Origin of the sequence: Spiractinospora alimapuensis, from assembly GCF_018437505.1 — a bacterium.
Lineage (GTDB): Bacteria > Actinomycetota > Actinomycetes > Streptosporangiales > Streptosporangiaceae > Spiractinospora > Spiractinospora alimapuensis.
On the sequence record NZ_CP072467.1, the window covers coordinates 5,301,569 to 5,320,282 of the forward strand.

Consider the following 18,714-nt stretch of genomic DNA (forward strand, 5'->3'; position numbering starts at 1 on the left):
CCTCGCTGGAATCCCTCCATCGCCTTGGTGCACTCTGGTGACTTCCCTCGCCCCGCGGCCCGCCTCCGTCCGGTGGGTGGGTCGACCCTCGCTCTGGCGGGTCGACGCGCACCCCCACCTGTTGGGGGTGGCGAAAACCTGATGGGGTGGGAGAAACCTGGTGGGGGATAGGGGAGTGGGTGGGTGAGGGGACCGGGGGGACGACCCACCCCGCGGCCGCCGAGGCGTGTGTGCGATGCTGGAGCCCGGCGCTGGCGGCAGGAACCCGGTGGGAGTCCGGGGCGGTCCCGCCACTGTGTTCGGGGAGTGACTCGCTTGGGTGTGCCACTGTCGCGCGGGTGCGCGGTGGGAAGGCCGCGAGGAAACGACGATCCGAGAGCCAGGACACTGCTCGGCGCCGTGCACTATTCCGATGGGCGTGGACTCCCGAGGAAGGAACCATCTCACCGTGCGCGCTTCCGCCCGATATCCGTTCAGCGCTGTCGTCGGCATGGACGACCTCAAACTCGCACTCCTCATCAACGCCGTGTCCCCCGGGGTTGGCGGTGTTCTCGTCCGGGGAGAGAAGGGCACCGCGAAGTCGACGATCGTCCGGGCCGTGGCCGCACTGCTGCCGGACCTCGCCGTCATCGCCGACTGCCGCTTCTCCTGTGACCCGAGCCAGCCCGACCCCCAGTGCCCCGACGGGCCACACGCCGAGGCCGACGCCGCGGCCCTGAGCCGTCCCGCCCGCCTGGTGGAGCTCCCCGTGGGAGCCAGTGAGGACCGGCTCGCCGGCGCACTCGATCTTGAACGCGCGCTCACCGACGGGGTCACCGCCTTCGAACCTGGGCTCCTCGCCCAGGCGCACCGTGGCGTGCTGTACGTGGACGAGGTCAACCTCCTGCACGACCACCTCGTGGACCTGCTCCTCGACGCCGCCGCGATGGGGACCTCCCACGTGGAGCGCGAGGGGGTGTCGGTGCGGCACGCGGCACGATTCCTCCTGGTCGGAACGATGAACCCGGAGGAAGGAGAGCTCAGACCGCAACTCCTGGACCGGTTCGGGCTCACGGTCGAGGTGTCGGCCACCCGAGAACCCGACGAGCGCGCCGAGGTCGTCCGACGCCGCATCGCCTACGACGCCGACCCGGAGGGCTTCGCCGCCCACTACGCCGCCACCGACGCCGAACTCGCCAAACGCATCCGCGACGCGCAGGAGCGTCTCGCCGACATCGCGCTCACCGACGACGCCCTGCGCCAGGTGACCTCGGTGTGCGCCGCGTTCGACGTGGACGGGCTCCGCGCCGACCTCGTCACCGCGCGGGCCGCCATGGCGCTCGCCGCCTGGCGGGACCACGACGAGGTGACGACCGAGGACATCCGCGACGCGGCCCGGCTCGCCCTTCCACACCGGCGCCGACGGGACCCCTTCGACGCGCCGGGCCTGGACGAGGACCGGCTCTCCAACGCGTTGGACCAAGCGGGTGATGTCGACCCAAAAGAACCGGAGGAGTCTGAGGACTCCGCCAGCGACCCGCCCACCGGGCCGGGAACAGAGCCCGACCCACGTGAGGAACCTAAGGAGTCGTCACCGCGCCCCGGCCCTCCGGAGCCCACGGACGACACGGAGACCGGGTCCGACGACGAACAGCCACGCGGATCCGGAGACGCCGCACAGGACCTGAGCGCTCCCGGCGAGACCTACCGCCCACGGTTGTTGCGGGTGGCGGGGCTCGGGGAGGGAGCACCGGGACGTCGATCCCGCGCCCGGACCGCGCAGGGACGTGTGGTGGGCGCCCGTCGGCCCGAGGGGAGACTGGGGCGCCCCCACCTGACCGCGACTCTGCGGGCCGCCGCACCACACCAGCGCGCCCGGGGCCGTTCGGCCGGGCAGCGAATCGTCCTCGCCCGAGACGATCTGCGCGCCGCGATCCGGGAGGGAAAGGAAGGGAACCTGGTCCTGTTCTGCGTGGACGCCAGCGGATCCATGGCCGCCCGCGCCCGAATGCGTGCGGTGAAGGGCGCGGTCCTCAGCCTGCTGCTCGACGCCTACCAGCGGCGGGACAAGGTCGGCCTGGTGACGTTCCGAGCCACCGGCGCCGAGGTCGCGCTGCCGCCGACATCCTCGGTGGAGGTGGGCGCACGGCGCTTGCGGGAGCTGCGGACGGGGGGCCGGACGCCGCTCGCCGCCGGACTCGCCGAATCGCTCCGCGTCCTGGACACCGAACGACGCCGTGACCCCAACCGACGGCCCCTCCTCATCGTCGTGACCGACGGCCGGGCGACCGCCGGGCCGCGACACGGGTCATCCCGCGTCGCCGCGACCCTGGCGGCTCGCGGCGTGGACAGCGTGGTCGTCGACTGCGAGAGCGGACCCGTGCGACTGGGCCTCGCCGGGGCCCTCGGCACCGAACTCGGAGCGACGACCGTGCGGCTGGACCAGATGGGAGCCGACTCCCTCACCGGCCTGGTCCACGGCCACCGCACGGCCGCGACGGTGTGAGATGCGGGTGTTCTCGCCCCGGAACGGCCCACGAGACTGGGACGCCCCACAGTCCGGGCGCGGCGTGGGGCGTGCGCGGCACCGTGCCGCGACCGCCCACGCCGTCCACAGCCCCCGGTCCGGCATTCGCCAACCGTGGGCACCGCCGCGTTGAATCAGAGCAAGGGGTTCCCCCGTAGGGCCCCACTTTTGTCATGCCCTCAGTTCGACGACGAACCCAGGAGAAGGAGCCTCGATGCCCAAGGGACAGCCCGAGTACGTGCCGCAGGACGGCCTGACCACCAGGCAGCGCCGCAACCGTCCGTTGCTCATGGTGCACACCGGCCCAGGGAAGGGAAAGTCCACCGCGGCGTTCGGCACCGCGATGCGCGCCTGGTCGCAAGGGTGGCCCGTGGGGGTGTTCCAGTTCGTGAAGTCGGCCAAGTGGCGGATCGGTGAGGAGCGCGCGCTGCGGGTGCTGGGTGACTCCGGTGAGGGCGGCAGCGTCACCTGGCACAAGATGGGTGAGGGGTGGTCGTGGATCCAACGCCCGGGGTCGGAGGAGAACCACGCGGCCGACGCGGCCGAGGGCTGGGCACAGATCAAGCGCGACCTGGCGGCGGAGCGCTACCGCCTCTACGTACTGGACGAGTTCACCTACCCCATGAAGTGGGGCTGGGTGGATGTCGACGACGTCGTCCGGACGCTCGCCGAGCGGCCGGGCACACAGCACGTCATCGTCACGGGACGCGACGCGGCGTCCGAGCTGTGCGCCGCGGCCGATCTCGTGACCGAGATGGGCAAGGTCAAGCACCCGATGGACAACGGGCAGAAGGGGCAGCGCGGTATCGAGTGGTGATGGTCGAGCTGGGGGCGAGTTAGGCGCCTTCCGCGCGGGTGACCTCGGCGAGGAAGGCGACCCATTCCCGGAGGGGGAGACTCAGTGTCGTGCCGGTGGGATGCACGGAGTCGCGGACCAGGGCGGCGCGACCCGTGAACGCGGCCTCGAGGCAGTTCTCTGGATTGCTCAGGGTGCTCTTGTGCCAGTGGAGTTCGTCGGTGGACAGGACAAGAGGCGCGCTCCCGGCACACGCGTGAGCGCGCGGTCGTGACGTGGGCATCAATGCCAACCAGGGGAGGGTGGGGACATTTCTCCTTCTCCCTACCCTGGTCGTGAGTCGCCTATTCGCGCGGCCCACGCGAGACAGGTTTTGGGTGCCCCAATTGGTCCTCCTGTGGCGGCTTAGTTCCCATTGCCGCGCATCTGGCTGATCGCTCCCCGCAGGAGCCGGATCGTTTCCTCGGGGGACAGTGCCTTCTCGTACAACAGCGCGAAGCGTTCCTTGTACTCCTCGGTCACGTCACCGAACTCGGGTGTCGGGCCCGATGCCGTCTTCTCCCGGTAGAGCAGATCCGGGAGGGGGCCTTCGAAACCCAGCAGGAAGAACGGTTCAAACATTCCCTCATGCGACCCACGAGTGAAGGGAATTACCCGAAGGTCCACCTGGCCGCTTTCGGTCAGGTTGATCAGGTGTTGGAGCTGTTCCGGCATGATCTCCGAGTCCCGGGTGACGCCGATGTGACGCCAGATGGCCGCCTCGTCCACGAGAAAGGTGAGGAGGGGCCTGGGGTCGCGTTCGAGAACCCGGGTCTGGCGTTCCATCCGTAGTTCGACGTGGGCGGAGCGTTCGGCGGTGCCGCGGATGGCGTCGCCGCTGATCACCTCGGCGTAGTCCCGCGTCTGCAACAGACCGGGGATGACCTGGTTCTCCATGTTGCCGATGGTCTTCGCCCCCGTCTCGAAGCCCATGACGCGGATGAACGCGTCGCTCACGTTGCCGCGGTAGCGGTCCCACCATCCGGTGCGGTTGGACTCGCGGGAGAGAAGGAGGAGACGTTCCGTCTCGTCCTCGTCGACCCCGTACTCGCGGAGCAGAGCCAGCAGGTCACTGCGGCGAACGGACTGCTTTCCGCCCTCGATCCGCATGAGTTTCGCCTGCGACCACTCCAGGCGTTGCGCGACCTGTGCCTGGGTGAACGCGTTGTCCTTGCGCAGGCGCGTCAGCTCGCCGACGAGAAGAGCGCGCTGGACCACCGGGCCCTGGTCTGACATTTCAACCCTCGATTCTCATCGACGTTTCCCAGCGCTCTCGGCTCGTTGTCTGAGAAAACGCTGAGCGTCACATTGGGAGTGTTCGGCTATAGTGCAGACAGAATGTTAGGTGACATCTTGGATGGAGACATCATTGTGCCCAACGCAGTCGAGCCTAACAGATTTAAAGCTTTCACGAGGTTCCGTCACGTCTCGTTGGGCGGCATCCGGGCAGGTCGAAATGCGGATGGTTGATCCGCGTCGAGTCACGAGTTGGAGCGACATGAAATGTCAGTACACATCGGGTGGGTGTCACCAAGTTGCCCCGAGCGCGCGCGGAATTCGCTCCGCGTCACCAGCGACCCATTTCGGTCCGGCCGATACCCGAGTAACCGGGCGAAACGCTACAAGGAGGAAAGGGTGAACACAGATGATCGACGAGAGCTGAAGAGGAGCCCCCATGAACAGGCCGCCCACTGAATATCCTGCGGTTTCTGCGCCGACCAAGCATTAGAGACCACACCCAGGGGGCGGCCCCTGGACGAACCCGCACCCGCGGGTTCGGTACAACTTTCAGAGTGACCTCTCTCGGCGCACCCCGCAACCCCGAGCGACCGAATCGGGTCAGCGGGTGCGGCGAGAGGCGGCGAGGAACCGCGCCGCGAGACTCGGCTCCCCTGCCCAATGCACATGAAGGTAGGAAGCGTGCAGCGAACGCGTGGTGAACCCCTCCGGGCCGTGTGTGTCCCACTGCCACGCCGCGCGAACACCGTGAGCGGGCGTGACCGTCGTCCGATGGAACTCGTGACCATGGACCCGAGTCCCGGTGACGGCGACGGGAGAGTCCCCCACCGCGACCGCCGCCCGGTAGCCCAGCGTCAGCCCGGACGTCATCGTCGCGGTCGCGTCGAGCACGCCACACATGGGCACGTCGTCCAGCGAGCGGCACAGGTACAGCAGCCCCGCGCACTCCGCTGACGTGGGCAGACCGTTGCCCACCGCGTCCGCGACGGAGCGCCGCATGGGCTCGTTGGCCGACAACGCCTCAGCGTGCATCTCGGGGAACCCGCCACCGATCACGAGCCCATCGATCTCCTCGGGGAGGGCCTCGTCGCGGAGTGGGTCCACGGAGACGACCTCGGCGCCGCCCGCCCGAAGCAACTCCACCTGTTCGGTGTAGCCGAAGGTGAACGCCGCCCCGCCGGCGACCGCGACCCGCACGGGCGCGTCGTCCGCGGGGGCCCCGGGGCGAACCCGCTCCAGCTCGCTCACGGGATCCCAGGCGTCGTCATCGACCGGCGGCGCGGAGCGAGCGAGGTCCACGATGGCCTCCAGGTCGCAGGACTCGGCCACCACCCCCGCCAGGTCCGCCACCGCCTGACGTGCCGGTGTCTCACGCTCCGCCGCCGGGATCAGCCCAAGGTGCCGGGACGGTGTGGCGAGTTCCGCGCGGCGGCGGATCGCCCCGAGGACCGGTAGCCCCACGTCCTCCAGCGCCGACCGCAGCAACTCCTCGTGCCGCTCCGAACCGACCTGGTTGAGGACCACCCCACCGAGCCGAACGCGCGGGTCGAAACCGCGGAACCCGTGAACCAGCGCGGCGATGGACCGACTCGTCCGCGCCGCGTCCACGACCAGCAGGACCGGTGCCGACAACAGGGTCGCGACGTGCGCCGTCGAAGCGAAATCCCCGGGACCGTCGAACTCACGCGGCTGCGACGCGCCGTCGAACAGGCCCATGACCCCCTCGATCACCGACACGTCGGCCCCCCGCGCCCCATGCGCGAACAGCCCCGGTACACGCTGTTCCCCCACGAGCACCGGGTCGAGGTTCCTGGGAGGACGCCCGGTCGCCACGGAGTGATAGCCAGGGTCGATGTAGTCGGGCCCCACCTTGTGCCCGGACACCGTCCACCCGCGCGCCGTCAACGCCGCCATCAGTCCGGTCGCGACCGTGGTCTTGCCACTACCCGACGCCGGCGCCGCCACCACCAACCGAGGACGCTCGATCACCGCCACGGCCGCCCGTCAGGATCCACAAACCACCCGGTCTCGGTACGCACACTGCTCCAAAGAAGAACGACAACACGGGAACCCCCTCATTACAGCAGCCTCCGCCCCCCGGAATCCCGACGCCCCCACGCGGCCTCCGACCCGTGGGGTATCTACGTGATCCATCGAAGCGTCCGGAGCGGATCGTTCGCGTGGGGCGACCGCCACCACCCGCCATCCGCAGGACACTCCCCGTAGTGCGGGCCGTGCGCCCGACCGGAACACTGAGCAGAGCCCCGATCCACCGACTCCGCCGACCGGAGGGTCCCCCCGGCCCGGCAAACGCCACCGTGGGTTCGGGCACCCGCCGCGGCCCAGCGCCCCCGTTGTGCGTGGAGGCCGGACGCGGCACGCATCGCCCATTACCCGGACATCCCACGCCCACGCAACCTCCGTCGGCGAGAAACCCGGTGGGCGGGCCACGTTGGGGCAGGGGGCGGCCCGTATAGTGTGGCGGGCCGCCCCCACGGTTCGTGTCCGTGACCCCTGCCCATGGAATGTGGATGACAGACGTCGACCTGCACCACCATGGGGATGCGGAGATCGGCCCCGGCCTGGTGGACTTCGCCGTCAACGTGCGACCGGGAACACCGCCTCCCTGGCTGACCGATCGCCTCGCCGTGTCCCTCTCTGGCCTCTCCGCCTACCCCGATCCCGGACGGTCACGAGCCCGAGTCGCCGCTCGACACGGGCGCGACCCAGCGGAGCTCCTGTTGACCGCCGGCGCGGCGGAAGCGTTCGTCCTGATCGCACGTACGCTTCGTCCACGCCGCCCTGTCGTGGTGCACCCACAGTTCACCGAACCCGAGGCGGCGCTGGCCGCTGCCGGCCACACCGTGGAGCGCGTGGTCCTCGACGGCGACTTCCGGCTGGATCCGGCCCGGGTCCCCGCCGACGCGGACCTCGTCGTCGTGGGAAATCCGACCAACCCCACCTCGGTGCTGCATCCGGCCGCCACGTTGGCATCGTTGGCCAGGCCCGGTCGGGTTCTCGTCGTCGACGAGGCGTTCGCCGACTGTGTGCCCGGCGAGCCGGAGTCCCTGGCGGGAAGGGATGACCTACCCGGCCTCGTCGTGCTGCGCAGCCTGACTAAGACCTGGGGACTCGCGGGTCTGCGCGTCGGCTACCTCCTGGCGCCCCCGCCCCTGGTCGCGAGCTTCGCCCAGGCGCAACCCCTGTGGTCGGTGTCCACCCCGGCCCTGGTCGCCGCGGAGGCGTGCACCGAGCCACGCGCCCTCGCCGAGGCGGACCAGTGGGCCCGAGAACTGCGCGAGGAACGGGAGCGTTGGGAGAAAGAACTCACCGCGCTCGGTCTGGACGTCACCCCCGACGCGCGGGCATCCTTCCTGCTGCTGCGCGTACCAGCCGGGGACCAGGTTCGTGCCAGCCTCCGGGAACGCGGCATCGCCGTCCGGCGCGGGGACACGTTCCCTGGCCTGGGCCGGGACTGGCTACGGGTCGCGGTACGAGATCGAGACACCAACGCCGTGCTGACCGCGGCTCTGGCAGAGTTGGTGTGCTGAGTCCGAGCGGACGTGTCCGGAGGAAGCCGGACGCGCGATGCGGAGAGAGGCGTAATGTCCACTGCTGAAAACGGCTATCTGCGTGAGCCGAACAAGGGCCCCGACGGGGCCGGTCTCGGCGGGCGCGATGCTGCCCAGACACCTGGTGCCGCCGGAGGCTTCGGACAGGGCGGCCTTCTTGACGACCTGCCGGAGCAGGGGCGCGGGCTGGGGCCGGCCGAGGGGAAGAACGACACCGGGACGGTGATCCCCTTCCGTGGCCCGACGCAGCCCCGCCCCGCGTCGCCCGCACCGGCCAACGAAGCCCCCGGTGGTGACGCGCTCGCGCCCACACCGCCTCCCCCCGCGCCTGAGGCTCCCGCCGCCCCGGCCGCCTCCGCCCCGGCCGCCTCCGCCCAGGCACCGCCGGCGCCGGCGGCGACGCCGGTCCCGGCCACCGAGCCGACGACCACACCCCCCGCAACACCCGGGGAGCCGACCCAACAGTCGGTCGGCCGCCACGCCTACCCAGACGCCCAGCGGGACGCCGTCTACCAGGCGATCCGGGACCGACGCGACATCCGCAGCGGTTTCCGCGCGGACCCGGTCCCCGCCGAGGTCCTCACCCGCGTGTTGGAGGCCGCACACCTCGCTCCGTCCGTCGGGTTCTCACAGCCGTGGGACTTCCTGGTCCTCGACGACCCCGAGACGCGTGCGCGGATCCAGGGCCTGGCCGAGCACCAGCGCGACGACTACGCCCGTGCCCTGCCGGGAACCCGGGCGAAGGCGTTCTCCGGGCTCAAGGTCGAGGCGATCCTCGACACCCCCCTGAACATCGCCGTGACGGTCGACCCGACCCGTGGTGGACGCCACACGCTGGGGCGCCACAGTCAGCCCGAGACGGCGAGCTACTCCGCCGCGCTGGCCGTGGAGAACCTGTGGCTGGCGGCACGCGCCGAGGGGTTGGGCGTCGGCTGGGTCAGCTTCTTCGATGAGCGGGAACTCGCCGCCGAACTCAACCTGCCGGCACACCTGACCGTCGTCGCCTACCTCTGCGTGGGCTACGTGGAGGAGTTCCCGCCCGAGCCCGAACTCGCCCTCGGCGGGTGGGCGCGGCGTCGTCCCCTCGCCTGGGCGATCCACCACCAGCGCTACGGGCGTCGCGGGCTGCCTGGCCACGAGGCCACCAGTCTGCTGCGTGAGACCGTTGGTGTCGTGGAAGGTCCCGCGGCCGGAGCCGCCGATCAAGCGCGTCAACGCCTCGCACAGATGACGAAACCTCCGGGGTCGCTCGGCGTGCTGGAGGAGATCTCGGTGCAGTTGGCCGGGCTCGCCGAGGAATGCCCGCCACCTCTGCCCGAGCCCGCGGCCGTCGCGGTCTTCGCCGCCGACCACGGCGTGCACGCTCAGGGCGTCACCCCGTGGCCCCAAGCGGTCACCGCCCAGATGGTGGGCAACTTCCTCGACGGTGGCGCGGTCGTCAACGCGTTCGCAGCCCAGCTCGGCGCCGAGGTCGCGGTGGTGGACGTCGGTGTCGCCGGCGATCTCCCGCGCGTGCCGGGCCTCCTCCCACGGAAGATCGCCCACGGCACGGCCGACATCACCCAGGGCCCGGCGATGACCATCGCCCAGGCGGAGCAGGCCATCGAGACCGGGATCGAGATCGCCCGCGACCTCGTCGCCGCGGGAAACCGGTGCCTGATCACCGGCGACATGGGCATCGCGAACACCACCGCCTCGGCGGCGTTGGTGTGTGCCTTCACCGGCGCCGAGCCGGCCGCCGCGACGGGACGGGGAACCGGTATCGATGACGCGACCCACGCGCAGAAAGTGGACGTCGTGCGCCGGGCCCTCGCCCAGAACGCGGTCGACCCGGCCGACCCGGTGACCACACTGGCCGCTCTCGGCGGGTTCGAGCACGCCGCGTTGACCGGCTTCATCCTCGGTGGGGCCGCGCTGCGTGTCCCGGTGATCCTCGACGGCGTGATCGCCGGCGCCGCCGCCTTGGCGGCCAAGGCGATCGTCCCGGACATGGTGCACGCCTGCTTCGCGGGCCACCGCTCCAGCGAACCGGGCCACGACCTCGCCCTGCGCAGCCTCGGCCTCCGCCCCCTGACCGACCTGGAACTCCGCCTCGGCGAAGGAACGGGAGCCCTCCTCGGTCTCCCCATCCTCCAAGCCGCGGCGAGAGCCCTCCGCGACGTCGCCACCTTCGACTCCGCCGGAGTCACCTCCCGCAACTGACACACCACCGAGGGGCCCAGGCACTCTGTTCCTGGGCCCCTCGGCACGTCAACAGCCACGGCCGCGACTCCCCGCCACAGCGACATCGCGCCGAGACCGACCACCACCCCGCGTGTGTGCGGGGCTTACGTCCGTGTGATCGAGAACGCCGAGATTGATCTCCGGTCCATCCACGCGTGTGCGGGGCTCACATAACTCTCGCCCTCATGCACCACAAAACGCGGCGGTCCATCCCCGCGTGTGCGGGGCTCACCTGGACGCGGCGCAGGAGCAGATGGCCGCCGACAGGTCCATCCCCGCGTGTGCGGGGCTCACCGCTCGGCGACGGGGAGAGAGCAGTGACCACACGGTCCATCCCCGCGTTTGCGGGGCTTACGGGCGCGACGTGCGCTTCTGGCGCGCCGTTATCGTTCCGCGATGTTCGGGGTGCGATCCAGCGTCTCACAAGGCCCCCTCGGTAGGGGAAGTGGACGCATGACGTCCACATTGTCTGTCGGTGTTCTTGCCGGGTTGATGAATCGCGGACAGATCGTGTCCGCGATTGTTTTGGTGTTACGAGGTTATGGGCCCACGGTCCGACTCCCAGTGGGGGGCGGGTGCGATGTACCTCCGCGTGAGGGGGTCGAACTCGACCTCCTCCGCACCGATTTGTTGGGGCTCGGGCGCGCGCCGGTTTGACAGGCAAGTGGGTGCTTGCGTATACCTGGTCGCATGGATGATCATGCGGACCTCTTCAAGGCGCTTGGGGACGGGACGCGGCGGCTCATCCTGGACGGGTTGGCCGAGAAGGATGGGCAGACGCTCTTCGAGATCTGCGGTCGGCTGACGATGCGGCACAACCTGGCGTCGTCGCGGCAGGCCATCTCGCAGCACCTCGCGGTGTTGGAGCAGGCCGGGTTGGTGCGGAGTCGGCGGCAGGGCAGGTACAAGTTCCACCACATCGACACGAGTCGGCTGCGGTCGATCGTCGAGCGGTGGCCCATCGACCGAGAGGAACCGGAACTGTGATCCGGATCAACATCACCAGTGTGTACGTGGACGACCAGGCCATGGCGCTCGCGTTCTACACCGACAAATTGGGGTTCACCAAGAAGACGGACGAGCCGGCCGGTGGGGCGCGGTGGCTCACCGTGGTCTCGCCGGCCGAACCGGACGGCACCGAGCTGCTGCTGGAGCCGGAGGGGCACCCGGCCGCGCGGACGTACAAGGAGGCGTTGGTCGCCGACGGGATTCCGTTCACCCAGTTCGCCGTGGACGACGTCCACGCGGAGGTCGAGCGGCTCAAGGGGCTCGGGGTGGAGTTCACCCAGGACGCCACCGACTTCGGGCCGGTGGTCACCGCGGTCCTGGACGACACCTGCGGCAACCTCATCCAGTTGGCGACGATGAAGTAGGCGGGGGCCGTGGTGGCTGTGCGGCGGGTCGGGGTGTGGCCTCGGCCCGCCGTAGGCGTTTTCCGCCGTGATGAGACGGTGGTGTTGTTCGCATCCGCGCACGTGCTGTCGCGGGAGACGGTAGTTTGGTGATCGTATGTGGTGGTCTGCCACACCTGCGCGGAAGGGTGTCCAGTGACGTATCTGCTCGGCCTTCGCCTGGAGGGGCGCGACGTCCTCGTCGTGGGTGGGGGCCGTGTCGCCGGGCGCCGGGTCCCCGTCCTCATCGACGCGGGGGCGAACGTCACCGTGGTCAGTCCAGAGGTGACGCCCGCCCTGGAGGGTTACGCGGCGGCGGGGCGGATCACCTGGCACCGCCGCACCTACGAGGCCCAGGACGTCGCCGCGCGCCCGTGGCTGGTGCACGCCGCGACCGACTCCACCGAGACCAACGCCGCCGTCGCGGCTGACGCCGAGAACGCCCACGTGTGGTGTGTTCGTGCCGACGACCGGCACGCCTCCGCCGCGTGGACGCCCGCGAGCGGCGGGAGCGCCGGGGTGACGGTGGGAGTCGTCACCGACGGGGATCCGCGCCGGGCCGCGGGTCTGCGGGACGCCATCAGCGACGCGTTGAGTGAGGGGTCGCTCGACGCACGACGCACCCGGGACCGCCAGCGCGGGGTCGCCATCGTGGGGGGAGGCCCGGGTGACCCCGGTCTGATCACGGTGCGCGGCCGTCAGTTGCTGTCCCAGGCCGACGTGGTGGTCACCGACCGTCTCGCTCCCACCTCCTTGCTGGACTCTCTCCCCGCCGAGGTCGAGGTCATCGACGCCGCCAAGATCCCCTACGGGCGGGCTATGGCACAGTCGGAGATCAACCGGATCCTGGTGGAACGCGGAGCGGAGTCGTTCGTCGTCCGTCTCAAGGGCGGGGACCCGTTCGTGTTCGGTCGGGGCGGGGAGGAGGCCGCGGCGTGCGCGCGCGCCGGGATCCCCGTCACCATCGTGCCGGGGGTCACCAGCGCCTTGGCCGCGCCCGCCGCCGCGGGGATTCCGGCCACCCACCGGGGTACCGTGCAGGATCTCCACATCGTGACCGCCCATGTCGCTCCGGACGACCCCCGCAGTACGGTCGACTGGCGCGGGCTGGGGCGTGGGAGTGGCACCATTGTCGTGCTGATGGGTGTCGAGCGGATCGACGCCGTCACTCGGACGCTGATCGACTCCGGCCGCGCCGGCGACACCGCCGCGGCGATCATCCAGGAGGGCACGCTGCCCACCCAGCGCACCGTGGTGGCGACGCTGGAGACGGTGGCGCGGCGTGCGGCGGAGGAGGAGATCCGCCCACCGGCGGTGCTCGTCGTGGGTGACGTCGTCCGCACGGCACACGACCTTGACATCCTGCGGGCGCTGCGGTCGACTGGCCTACCGCCTGCCTCGGGCGGCGCAGCGCATGCCGGGGCGGAGCGGGCCACCACCGCTGACCGAGGCCCGTGACCGCGATGACCGAAGAGGAGGGCAGGGCCGAGATGACCCGGCCGCCGACAGTGCCGGATTCCGGTGACACCCCCGGAGAGGACGCGCCCCGCCCCCAGCAAGGGGCCGTCCATCACGCGCAGCCCTCTCCGCCTGACGTGGCTCCCGCTCGCCGTTCGGGGCCGACGTTCTACCGCGACATGTCCACCGTCAGCGAGCTGGAACGCGCGCTGGTGACCCTGCGGGAGCAGGCGCGCGGCCTGCGGTTCGCCGATGGCCTGCCCGGCGCGGAGGCCGGGGAGACGGCCCGGCTGGACGTCCTGGACCAGGTGGAGAACTACGTCCTGCCCCGCGTCCGTAACCAGGACAACCCGCTGCTGATCGCGGTCGCCGGATCTACCGGGGCGGGCAAGTCAACGCTCGTCAACAGTCTCGTCGGAGAACAGGTCACCACGACCGGGGTGCGCCGTCCCACCACCAACAGTCCGGTGTTGGCGTGCAACCCGGCCGACGTCGACTGGTTCTCCGAGGCGCACTTCCTGCCGTCGCTGCCCCGGGTACGGCAGGAAGGTCTGGCGATGCCGGGCAAGGACGGCATGCTGGTGCTCGCCGCCAGTGAGTGCATGCCGGCTGGGGTCGCGCTGCTGGACACCCCGGACGTCGACTCCGTGGTGGCCGAACACCACGAGTTCGCCGCCAAGTTCCTGGACGCCGCCGACCTCTGGCTGTTCGTGACCACCGCCGTGCGCTACGCGGACGCGCGTATCTGGGAGTTCCTCCAGGTCGCGCGGGACCGCAACACGTCGTTGGGAGTGGTGTTGTCCCGGGTCCCGCGCCGGGGTCGTGGCCAACTGATGGATCACTTCGGCGCGATGCTGGACGCCAACGGGCTGGGCGACGCCGAGCGGTTCATGATCCCCGAGACGGACCAGATCGGTGGCGGCCGGTTCACCTCCCACACCGCCGACCCGGTGCGCAACTTCCTGGTCGACGTGGCCGCGGACCTCAGACGTCGGGAGTCGGTGACGCACCGGACCTTCGCCGGGGTCCTCAACAGTTTCCGCACTCGGGTGCCGGAGCTGGCCAAGCAGGTGGAGACCCAGATCGGCGTCCGGCGTCAGCTCACCACCGCCGCCACCACCACCTACGACGAGGCCTTGGAGCGGGTCGAGGAGTCGATCCAGGACGCGTCGCTGCTTCGGGGGACCGTGCTCGCACGCTGGCACGACGTCGCCACCAGCGGCGAACTGTCCCTCTCCCTGCGGGCCCGCGCCAAGCGGCAGCGCAAACACCAGACCGACCACGCCCGGGTGCGCGCCCTGGACAAGGCGCTGCGCGACGGTATGGAGACCATGCTCGTGTCGAGTGCCCAGCGGGCCGCGGAGGCGCTGACCCGGCGGTGGGCCGAGACCGAGGGCGGGAAGGAACTCGCCGTCGCCAACGGTCTGGACCAGGTTCCCGACGACTTCGCGCGCCGGGCCCGCGCCGCGGTGGGGGAGTGGCAGCGCTACGTGGTGAGCCTGGTGGCCTCCGACGGGGTGACCAAGCGCAGTGTCGCGAAGTTCCTTGCCTATGATGAGGAAGCCTTCGGGCTCGTCCTGATCGTCGGGCTTCTCGGCTACGGAAACGCCGCGGAACCGGCCAACGGTGCCGTTCCACAGCGCTTGCTGAAGTCACTCTTCGGCGCCGAATCGCTGCGTAGTATTAGCGACCAGGCATACCAGGACCTTCGGGCGCGGTTGCGTTCCCTGTTCGGCCAGGAGCGGCAGCGTTCGGTCGACGTGCTCGCTGAGGCGCGGCTGCCGGAGGACACCGCGGCCGTTCAGCTCTACCAAGCGACATACAACATCGAGATTGCGCGATGACGACTCACCGACCTGCCGCACACCCGTTCCCGGCTCCGGAAGGACAGTCGCGGGAACCGGAGGGCGTCGAGCCGGAGTGGGGCCAGAACGACGACGGGCCACGACACGCGGCTGAGCCCTCCCCGCCCGACGACGAGCGCCCCGCCGATTCCACCGTCGAGGACGCATCGGACACCGGGGACCCGGACGATCCCGACAACCTCGCCGAGTGGGTCGACAGTCTGACCGAGGAGGAACCCTTCCCGGAGCTTCCACGCCGGGTTCCCCGCCATGCCGCGACCTCCGACGAGGACGTCGAGGAGGCCAACCCGGCGGCGGTCAGTCGCGCCGAGCTCATCCAGCGGCTGGACGCGTTGGCGACGCTGGTGCGTATCGGGGGCGACAGCGTCGAGCCCGACCTGATGAGTCGCTCCCAACGGCTGCTCGACCACGCCGGTAACCGGCTACGGCTGTCGACGGACCACACCGTGGTCGCTCTCGCGGGCGGTACCGGCAGTGGGAAGTCGTCACTGTTCAACGCCCTGTCGGGGCTGGACCTGTCCGAGGTCGGCATCACCCGTCCCGTCACCTCCATGCCACACGCGTGTGTGTGGGGCACGCGCGGAACGGCGGCACTGTTGGACTGGCTGGAGATCCCCCACCACTTCCGCCACACCCGCGCCAGCGAGCTCGACCCCGGTGAGGGGGACCTCGTGGGGCTCGTGCTCGTGGATCTCCCCGACCACGACTCGGTACGCACTGCCCACTCCGCGCACGCCGAACGTATCCTCGGCGCCGTCGACCTGATGGTGTGGGTACTGGACCCGCAGAAGTACGCCGACGCGGCCGTCCACCACCGGTATCTCGCCGACCTGGGCGGCCACGGAGCGGTGATGGTCGCCGTCGTCAACCAGGTGGACAAGCTCTCGGACCGGGAGGCCGAGGACTGTGTCTTCGACCTGGAGCGTCTCCTGGAACGGCAGGGCAACTCCTCCCCACAGATCCTGTTGACCTCGACCGTCACCGGGCAGGGGGTCGCCGAACTGCGCGACCTGCTGGCCACCACGGTGCGGGACCGCCGCGCCTCCACCGACCGTCTCGTCGCTGACCTCGACCAGGTGGTCGGGGAGTTCGGGCGCTACGCCGAGCCCGGGGAGCACGACCGCCCGAGCTGGGAGACCGTCGGTGGCGGGGTTCCCGACCACGTGCAGGAAACCCTGAGCGGCTACGTCGCCGCCGCCAGCGGGGTCACCGCGGTGGCCGCGGCGGTGGAGACCGACTACGAGCAGCGCGGCACCCAGAACGTCGCCTGGCCTGTCGGGCGCATCGTCGGCCGACTACGCCGGGACCCACTGCGGGGTATCCGCTCGGACTTCGAACACATCCGGGGCGGGGTCGAGGGTTCGGTCGGCGTTCAGTGGGCGGAGGTGGAGTCCGCCATCGACGAGGCGGCGGACAGCGCCGCCGAGGGACTGCCGGACGGGTGGCCCGCCCGGGTGCGCAACGCGGCCAAGTCCCGCTCGGCGGAGCTTCCCGAGCTGCTGGGCTCCGCGGTCGCGGCCGCCGCCACCCCGCCATCTCGACGGTCACCGAACTGGTGGGGATGGATCCGGGGGCTGCAGTACGTGTTCCTGGCCCTCGCCGTGGTGGCGCTGGTGTGGGTGGCCGGCGCGACGGTCGCGGTGCTGGGCGGTGTGGAACTGATCGCCGGGATGAGCGACCTGCGCGTCACCGCCTTCGTGCTCGTCGTCCTGGCGTCCGTCCTGCTGTTGGGCCTGTTCTTGAACCTGGGCAGCCGCAACCTGATCAGTGTGACGGCCGGGCGGCTGCGGGAGTCGGTCGAGGAACACGGGCGCCGGCAGGTGCGTGACGTGGTGCAGCAGCACGTCCTGGGGCCGCTCCACCAAGAACTGGTGGAGTACCAGCGATTCACGGTGGCGCTCAGCGCGGCGCGCGGCAACCCCCCGGCCTGACGCTCGGGCGGTTGTCCACAGGACGGCGGCTCGCGCTGGAACGGGACTGACCATTCACGCACAGTCGGGTCATGCCACGACCTCGCGCGGGAGCAACGTCCACACTTCGGCTGACCAACCCCACCGACCTCATCGCCAGCATCCCCTACCTGCTGGGCTTCCATCCGCACGACAGCCTGGTGGCCGTCGGGCTGAACGGCAAGGAGGTCGTCTTCACCGGGCGGGGCGCTCTCGCCACCCGTGACCACGGCCCCGGCGCGGTCGCCACCGACCTGCTCACCGCCTTCCGCAACTCCGGCTGCACCGGCGCGATCCTGGTGGGCTTCGGAACGGCGGACCGGGTGACCCCGTGCGTGGACGCGGCGCGGGAGCTCTTCACCATCCGATCCATCCAGGTCCGCGAGGCCCTCCGGGTGACGGACGGTCGATACTGGAGCTACGTCTGTGACAACCCCCGTTGCTGCCCACCGGAAGGGACGCCCTTCGACGGCGCCACCTCCAGCGTCCCCGCCACCCTCACCGTCGCCGGCCTCGTCGCCCAACCGGACCGCTCGGTGCTGGCGGCCTCCATGGCCCCCGTCGAGGGACCACCCCGCGTCGCCATGGCGCGGGCGACCAGCGCGGTCGAGAACCGGCTCGACCAGCGCTGGCCACACCGTCGGCGGGGCGACGTCGCCGGCGAAACGCTCGTGGGGGACCTGGCCCGCGCCGAGCCCGCGTTCACCGCGGAGGGGGTGGAGTTGGTGCGTCGGGTCGTCGCGGAGGCGGAGAAGGGCGCGGAGCCGCCAGGCGTCGACGTGATGGCGGAACTGTGCGTCGCGCTGTGCTCCGTCCGCGTCCGGGACGAGGCCTGGGCGCGCGTCGTCAGCCACTCCCTGGAGGAGCAGCTCGCCCTGTGGCTGCGGGTGATGCGCCACGCGGAGCCGTCGTATCGGGCGGCTCCCGGCAGCCTGGCCGCCTTCACCGCCTGGCGCCTGGGCCGCGGCAGCCTCGCCAACCTCGCCCTGGACCGTGTCGCCGAGGTCGCACCGGAGTACTCCATGGCCCGGATGCTCCGCGGCCTCCTCGAACGCGGAATCCCACCCAGTGAGTGGAAGGACCTCAACCCAGACCGGCTGCCGGACCCGGGAGGGGGGTAAGCAGGCATCCCCTCCCGGGTGAAGTCGCAGCGGGTCACGAGGGAGCCAGGGGAGCCGCGTGGTTTCCGATGGCGGTCACCGTCCTCGAACAGGAGCGGTCCGAGAGCAGGCGCCAGCGGTGGGCGGGACGAGGTCGTTGTCGGTGAGGTGGGGGGAAACCGAACTCGGGGGTGTTGGTCTGGCCCAGGAACACCGCTCCCGCTTCCCGCGGGGCCGCGACGAACTCCTCGTCGACTGGGGGACCGCTGGTCGGCGTACTCGCTGCGGAAGGCCCTCCGGTCGTTGTGTCCTCGGGTGGCTGAGGCGGGGGCGGGTTCGCTGGGCGGCCGCGCTTTGTACCGCGCTGACCTGTGATCACACCTGATCGGTCGTCGAACCGGCCGCCCGATCGCTCGCGGCACTCACCTTGTTCTGGACGGGTCGCCGATCTGCCTCGGAGCGGTGGTGTTTCCCGTGGTCCGCCAGGGGAGTCGAGCGGTGGCGCCACACGCTCTCGGCGGGAGGATCGGTTGGCTGTGGCGGTCTGGGCACGGTGGCGAACGTCTTAGGCTGAGG

Annotated in this window: 13 protein-coding genes and 1 riboswitch; of the genes, 10 read left to right on the top strand and 3 right to left on the bottom strand. The window is 70.7% G+C overall.

All coding sequences use genetic code 11. The features are described 5' to 3' along the window. Positions 1–235 precede the first annotated feature (235 nt). Positions 236–410: riboswitch (cobalamin riboswitch) on the top strand. An 80-nt stretch (positions 411–490) separates the two neighbouring features. Together J4H86_RS24705 and cobO are read left to right on the top strand one after the other, a co-directional pair. Beyond that, complete coding sequence (locus J4H86_RS24705; protein WP_394356534.1) at positions 491–2,485, top strand: putative cobaltochelatase; 1,995 nt, start codon at positions 491–493, stop codon at positions 2,483–2,485. Between the two features lie 235 nt (positions 2,486–2,720). Further along, positions 2,721–3,323, top strand: coding sequence for a cob(I)yrinic acid a,c-diamide adenosyltransferase (cobO, locus tag J4H86_RS24710; RefSeq protein WP_236540724.1), 603 nt, complete (start codon positions 2,721–2,723; stop codon positions 3,321–3,323). A gap of 19 nt (positions 3,324–3,342) precedes the next feature. On the opposite strand, the gene J4H86_RS24715 is transcribed toward cobO, so the two are convergent. From J4H86_RS24715 to J4H86_RS24725, 3 genes are all read right to left on the bottom strand, one after another. Further along, complete coding sequence (locus J4H86_RS24715; RefSeq protein ID WP_236540725.1) at positions 3,343–3,585, bottom strand: DUF397 domain-containing protein; 243 nt, start codon at positions 3,583–3,585, stop codon at positions 3,343–3,345. Positions 3,586–3,707: 122 nt separating this feature from the next. Then, a complete protein-coding gene (locus J4H86_RS24720; RefSeq protein ID WP_236540726.1) occupies positions 3,708–4,577 on the bottom strand; it encodes a helix-turn-helix domain-containing protein in 870 nt (289 codons plus the stop codon). Between the two features lie 603 nt (positions 4,578–5,180). Beyond that, positions 5,181–6,569: a cobyrinate a,c-diamide synthase gene (locus tag J4H86_RS24725; RefSeq protein ID WP_449451350.1), complete on the bottom strand. Its 1,389-nt coding sequence runs from the start codon at positions 6,567–6,569 to the stop codon at positions 5,181–5,183. Positions 6,570–7,111: 542 nt separating this feature from the next. On the opposite strand from J4H86_RS24725, the gene cobC reads away from it, so the two are divergent. The 8 genes from cobC (at position 7,112) to J4H86_RS24765 (ending at position 18,159) form a co-directional block, all read left to right on the top strand. After that, positions 7,112–8,131, top strand: coding sequence for an Rv2231c family pyridoxal phosphate-dependent protein CobC (cobC, locus tag J4H86_RS24730; protein ID WP_236540727.1), 1,020 nt, complete (start codon positions 7,112–7,114; stop codon positions 8,129–8,131). 54 nt (positions 8,132–8,185) lie between these two features. After that, a complete protein-coding gene (cobT, locus tag J4H86_RS24735; protein WP_236540728.1) occupies positions 8,186–10,354 on the top strand; it encodes a nicotinate-nucleotide--dimethylbenzimidazole phosphoribosyltransferase in 2,169 nt (722 codons plus the stop codon). Positions 10,355–11,065: 711 nt separating this feature from the next. After that, a complete protein-coding gene (locus tag J4H86_RS24740) occupies positions 11,066–11,362 on the top strand; it encodes an ArsR/SmtB family transcription factor (RefSeq protein WP_236540729.1) in 297 nt (98 codons plus the stop codon). Beyond that, on the top strand, positions 11,362–11,748 hold the full coding sequence (locus tag J4H86_RS24745) for a VOC family protein (RefSeq protein ID WP_236544161.1): 387 nt from the start codon (positions 11,362–11,364) through the stop codon (positions 11,746–11,748). The genes J4H86_RS24740 and J4H86_RS24745 overlap by 1 nt, the downstream gene beginning before the upstream one ends. Before the next feature lie 174 nt (positions 11,749–11,922). Then, positions 11,923–13,224 (top strand): uroporphyrinogen-III C-methyltransferase, encoded by a 1,302-nt coding sequence (gene cobA / locus J4H86_RS24750; RefSeq protein ID WP_236540730.1) that lies wholly within the window; start codon positions 11,923–11,925, stop codon positions 13,222–13,224. A gap of 32 nt (positions 13,225–13,256) precedes the next feature. After that, positions 13,257–15,068: a dynamin family protein gene (locus tag J4H86_RS24755; RefSeq protein ID WP_394356535.1), complete on the top strand. Its 1,812-nt coding sequence runs from the start codon at positions 13,257–13,259 to the stop codon at positions 15,066–15,068. Beyond that, complete coding sequence (locus tag J4H86_RS24760; RefSeq protein ID WP_236540731.1) at positions 15,065–17,020, top strand: YfjP family GTPase; 1,956 nt, start codon at positions 15,065–15,067, stop codon at positions 17,018–17,020. Before J4H86_RS24755 ends, J4H86_RS24760 begins: the two co-directional genes overlap by 4 nt. A 71-nt stretch (positions 17,021–17,091) precedes the next feature. Beyond that, positions 17,092–18,159: a DUF4192 domain-containing protein gene (locus tag J4H86_RS24765; protein ID WP_236540732.1), complete on the top strand. Its 1,068-nt coding sequence runs from the start codon at positions 17,092–17,094 to the stop codon at positions 18,157–18,159. Positions 18,160–18,714: the final 555 nt, after the last annotated feature.

Excerpts from the sequence above, each read along its gene's own strand:
- J4H86_RS24705 (WP_394356534.1), top strand. The coding sequence starts at position 491 with ATGGACGACCTCAAACTCGCACTCCTCATCAACGCCGTGTCCCCCGGG.
- cobO (WP_236540724.1), top strand. The coding sequence starts at position 2,721 with ATGCCCAAGGGACAGCCCGAGTACGTGCCGCAGGACGGCCTGACCACC.
- J4H86_RS24715 (WP_236540725.1), bottom strand. The coding sequence starts at position 3,585 with ATGCCCACGTCACGACCGCGCGCTCACGCGTGTGCCGGGAGCGCGCCT.
- J4H86_RS24720 (WP_236540726.1), bottom strand. The coding sequence starts at position 4,577 with ATGTCAGACCAGGGCCCGGTGGTCCAGCGCGCTCTTCTCGTCGGCGAG.
- cobC (WP_236540727.1), top strand. The coding sequence starts at position 7,112 with ATGACAGACGTCGACCTGCACCACCATGGGGATGCGGAGATCGGCCCC.
- cobT (WP_236540728.1), top strand. The coding sequence starts at position 8,186 with ATGTCCACTGCTGAAAACGGCTATCTGCGTGAGCCGAACAAGGGCCCC.
- J4H86_RS24740 (WP_236540729.1), top strand. The coding sequence starts at position 11,066 with ATGGATGATCATGCGGACCTCTTCAAGGCGCTTGGGGACGGGACGCGG.
- J4H86_RS24755 (WP_394356535.1), top strand. The coding sequence starts at position 13,257 with ATGACCCGGCCGCCGACAGTGCCGGATTCCGGTGACACCCCCGGAGAG.
- J4H86_RS24760 (WP_236540731.1), top strand. The coding sequence starts at position 15,065 with ATGACGACTCACCGACCTGCCGCACACCCGTTCCCGGCTCCGGAAGGA.
- J4H86_RS24765 (WP_236540732.1), top strand. The coding sequence starts at position 17,092 with ATGCCACGACCTCGCGCGGGAGCAACGTCCACACTTCGGCTGACCAAC.